Source organism: Acidimicrobiales bacterium (genome assembly GCA_016794585.1).
Lineage (GTDB): Bacteria > Actinomycetota > Acidimicrobiia > Acidimicrobiales > DATDAH01 > JAEUJM01.
This window is the reverse complement of record JAEUJM010000023.1, coordinates 1-3809: the sequence shown is the minus strand read 5'-3', so window position 1 is coordinate 3809 and position 3809 is coordinate 1. Positions and strand designations below refer to the sequence as shown.

Below are 3809 nucleotides of genomic sequence, written 5' to 3'. Positions count from 1 at the left end.
CTGTGCGACGGCGCCGAGCGGGTCTGCCGGCTCACCACCGGCCAACGCGCCACCCGCGCCTTCGCCGCCCTGCTCTTCTGCACCGGCTGGACCCGACGGGTCATCCGCGACCCCCACACCGGCACCGTGTTGGACCTCGGCCGCCGCCAACGCCTCTTCTCCCGCAGCCAACGCCGCGCCCTCGCCCACCGAGACCACGGCTGCGTCTTCCCGGGCTGCGACCGCCCCGCCCACTTCTGCGACGCCCATCACATCCACCCCTGGGAAGACGGCGGCCTCACCGACCTCATCAACGCCGTGTTGTTGTGCCGCCGCCACCACACCCTCGTCCACCACGGCTGGGACCTCACCCGCGACCCGATCTCGGGCATCGTCACCGTCACCAGCCCCGACGGCCGCACCTTCACCCGCCACCCCACCACCACCCACCACCCCGGCCGCTGCACCTTCGGCCCAGCCCCCGAGCGACAACCCGCCCGATGTTGACGGCGGCGGCCACGGTCGCTGCGTAACCTCCCACCCAATGCGTGACAAGGCCGCTGCGGTCCTCGACGTGAGCTGGATCGCCGCCGCCATCGTGTGGTCGTTCACCCTCGCGTCGAGCGCACTCGTCGTCGCCGGAACCTTGGTGCTCTTTCGCGCGATGGTGCTGATCTCGAACTGGAGCGGCCGAAAGCAGGTCGCCGAACGTCCTTCGTGGCGCTACTGGACCGAACCCAACATCTTCGATGCCGAACGCTGGTCGGTCACCTACTGGGCCTCGCTCACCGCCGCTTTCGGCCTTCTTGCTGTCGCCCGCTTCCTCCTCGGCCTGGAGTGGAACGACGACATGCGCGGTTTCGGCCTCACCCCCACCCTGGCGACCCTCGCCGGCTGGGGCTGGTGGAACGCGGCGCAGGCAGGCGGTCCAGCGTGGGGCACGGGACGGGACCACGCCTGATGCCGGGAGATCCCTGCTCCGACCTCTCGACCTGGGGCAGCGAAGGCGGTAGCTACTCGTTCGACGGGCAGTACCGGTGGAGCTTCGAGCGCACGATCGGCCACCACCGGCGAACGATCTGCTGGATCGGCCTCTACCCGACGACGCTCGACACCGGTGGCGGCAACCGACGGACCCTGCAGCGGATGTGCCGGTTCTCCCAAGAGCTCGGAATGGGCCGCCTCCTCCTCGTCAACCTCTTCTCCCTACGGTGCGGCGATCTCGCCGAACTACGAGCGGCGGCGGCCCACGACATGGAGCGGGCCGTCGGCGCCGAGACGAACGCCCGGATCATCGACGCAGCCCACCGAAGCGACCGGATCATCGCCTCATGGGGCAACCACGGGGACATCGGCGCTCGAAGCCGAGCGCTTCTCGAGGTCCTGCCGTCACAGCAGCGAAAGCGCCTGCAGTGCCTCGGAGTCACCGCGTCAGGCGAGCCCCGTCAACCTGGGCGCCTGCCGAACCCGCTGCAACTCGTGCCGTTCGAGCTGAGCCGCTCGTGATCGGACCACGGAGCGGTCGGACGTGAGCATCGAGCCGGCCGCAGAGCCGGGCTGGTGGCTCGCGCCGTCGGGATGGCTGCTCACGGTCCTCCCCGCGATGGTCCTCGCGCTCCTGTCACTCGTCGTGTTCGGCGATGTTCGGATGGCGCTCGTCAGCCTGACCATCGGGTCGGCCGCGATGCTGCTGGCCCGGGCGCTGATCGTTACGGGGAAGCGGCTGGTGAGCCGATTCTCGGCCCACCGGCCGCCCGTTCGAGGGCCGTAGGGAGGCCCTTCCTCAGTTCAGGGCGCCGTCGGCCTGGCGCCACCAGGCACCGAGGAAGGCCGCCGCCGCGACGTAGCCGTAGGCGAAGGCGGGGTCGGTGTCGGCGAGTTGCAGGCAGGCGAGGGTGTATTTGGCCAGGTGGGCGTCCTCGTGGGCAGCGGCGCGGTCGACGAGGACCGCCGCGAGCGCCGGTCGATCGTCGACCGACGCGTGCCAGGCGCCGGCGGCGGCGAGGTCGGGGGCGCCGTCGAGCGCCTCGGCCCACCCGACCGCGGGCGGCGCCGGCGCCCAGTGGGGATCGACGTCGACGGTGCCTTGGGTCGCACGGAATCCGAGGACATAGGTGGCAGCGACCGCCAGCACGTCGTCGGGACGGGCCGACAGCGCGGTCACCGACAGCAGGCCGTGGGGCATGGTCAGACAGTGGCTCCAGCCGTAGGGCGCCTCGGCGGGGTCGTCCTGGAGCATCGAGAGCGCCGCCACCCGTAGCAGGGCACGCGAGGCCGCGGCCCGATCGACGCCGGCCAGGGCCGGGCCGAGCACGTCGAGCGCCAGGCCGCTCGACTCGGTGAGGTGCATGGTCGGGTAGATGAAGTTCACGTCGAGCGGGCCCGGCGAGGGCGGCCGGCGCAGTGCCTCGACCAGGGCGTCGACGGACCGGGGCGATCCCCCGGGCTCGACCCGGGGCGTCGGGCGGTCGTCGAACCAGCTGAGCGCCCAGTCGGGGTGGCGGGCGAGCTCCCGGGCCATGTTGGCCACGCCGGGAGCCGCCGGCGCACCCGCGAACGACAGCAGCTGGTGGAGGTAGATCCCCCCGTGGGCCGCGGCCGCCAGGCTCGGAGCGACGACGTCGACGAGTGCGGCGACGAGATCCTCGGTGCCGACCAGGCCGGCGAGGGCCCGGGCGGCGGCGCCGGCCGCGTCGAGATCGCCGCCCGCCACGGCGGCCGCCAGCAGCACCGCCGCGTCCTCGCTCGACGCTGCTGAAGGCACCCGAGGCTCGAGCGCCGGCGGACCCGCCGCCGCGTAGGTCGCCGCCAACCACACGAGGCGTCGCCGGGCACCGTCCCGGCCGTCCGGCGAGACCCGTGCAAGGAGGCCGGCGCGGGCCATGAGCTCGAGGGGGGCGTGCAGCACGAACGAGTCCGGCGGGGCCGCCTTCGGGCGGTCGATCACCGCGGCGCACGCGGACACGAGCGCGTGGTCGGTGAGCCGGTCGAGCCCGAGCGCGTCGTAGGCGACAGGGGCGTCGGCCGGATCCAGCGTGGCCAGTGCGTCGGGGAGCGAACGGGTCAGCGTCGGCAGGTCCATGACCCTCGACCCTAAGACCTCAAGTTTGCTTGAGGTCAAGGACCTCATCGCCGACGATCAGGTCGGGCTGAGGCGCAGGATCTGGCCCGTGTAGATGGCCACCCAGACGTCGCCGGTGACGCCGTCGTAGGTGATGCCGATGGGGTGGACGCCGGTCTCGATGGTCTGGAGCACGCTGAGGTCGGCGGCCCGCAGCGCCGAGACCGTGTTCGACTCGTAGTTCACGACGTAGAGCGCGCTGCCGTCGTTCGAGATGGCGAGCGACCGCGCTTCGGCCCCGGTGGCCACCCGGGCGACCACCTGGTCGGTGGTGAGGTCCACCTTCACCACCTCGCCGAGCTGGTTGAGGCTGGCGTAGAGATAGCGGCCCTCGGGGTCGAGCACGACGTGCCGGGGGCCCCGACCGACCTCGATGGTGCCCACGATGGCGTGGGACTCGAGGTCGATCTTGGCGATGTGGCTCTCGCCCATGATCGACACGTACGCGAAGCGGGAGTCCGGGGAGACGACGATGCCCCGGGGGTAGCGACCGAGGCCCGGGATCGTGGCGACCAGCTCGTTGGTTTCGGTGGAGACGATCGAGAGGTCCCACGTGCACCAGTTGGACGCGAGCACGTAGGCCCCGTCGGGCGTGGTGGCGACGTACTTCGGCACGATGCCGACCTCGGTGACGGCGTCGACGGCGAGCGAGTCGGTGTCGATCCGGTAGAGGTAGCTGTTGGTGTACCCGGACGCCACCGAGCTCTCC

General features: G+C 71.8%; 6 protein-coding genes. 4 read left to right on the top strand and 2 right to left on the bottom strand.

What is annotated here, in order from left to right; translation table 11 throughout:
• The 4 genes from JNK12_12220 to JNK12_12205 all read left to right on the top strand — a co-directional run.
• Positions 1-486: HNH endonuclease (locus tag JNK12_12220; protein MBL8776698.1), on the top strand; the 486-nt coding region annotated here is incomplete at its 5' end.
• Positions 487-553: 67 nt separating this feature from the next.
• Positions 554-940 carry a hypothetical protein gene (locus JNK12_12215; protein ID MBL8776697.1) on the top strand — a complete coding sequence of 129 codons (387 nt, stop codon included), beginning with the start codon at positions 554-556 and terminating at the stop codon, positions 938-940.
• Positions 940-1485: a DUF1643 domain-containing protein gene (locus JNK12_12210; GenBank protein ID MBL8776696.1), complete on the top strand. Its 546-nt coding sequence runs from the start codon at positions 940-942 to the stop codon at positions 1483-1485. Before JNK12_12215 ends, JNK12_12210 begins: the two co-directional genes overlap by 1 nt.
• Positions 1486-1507: 22 nt before the next feature.
• A complete protein-coding gene (locus JNK12_12205) occupies positions 1508-1750 on the top strand; it encodes a hypothetical protein (protein ID MBL8776695.1) in 243 nt (80 codons plus the stop codon).
• Between the two features lie 12 nt (positions 1751-1762).
• On the opposite strand, the gene JNK12_12200 is transcribed toward JNK12_12205, so the two are convergent.
• Together JNK12_12200 and JNK12_12195 are read right to left on the bottom strand one after the other, a co-directional pair.
• Positions 1763-3061 (bottom strand): hypothetical protein, encoded by a 1299-nt coding sequence (locus tag JNK12_12200; GenBank protein ID MBL8776694.1) that lies wholly within the window; start codon positions 3059-3061, stop codon positions 1763-1765.
• Between the two features lie 57 nt (positions 3062-3118).
• On the bottom strand, positions 3119-3809 hold a 691-nt coding region (locus JNK12_12195), incomplete at its 5' end, for a YncE family protein (GenBank protein MBL8776693.1).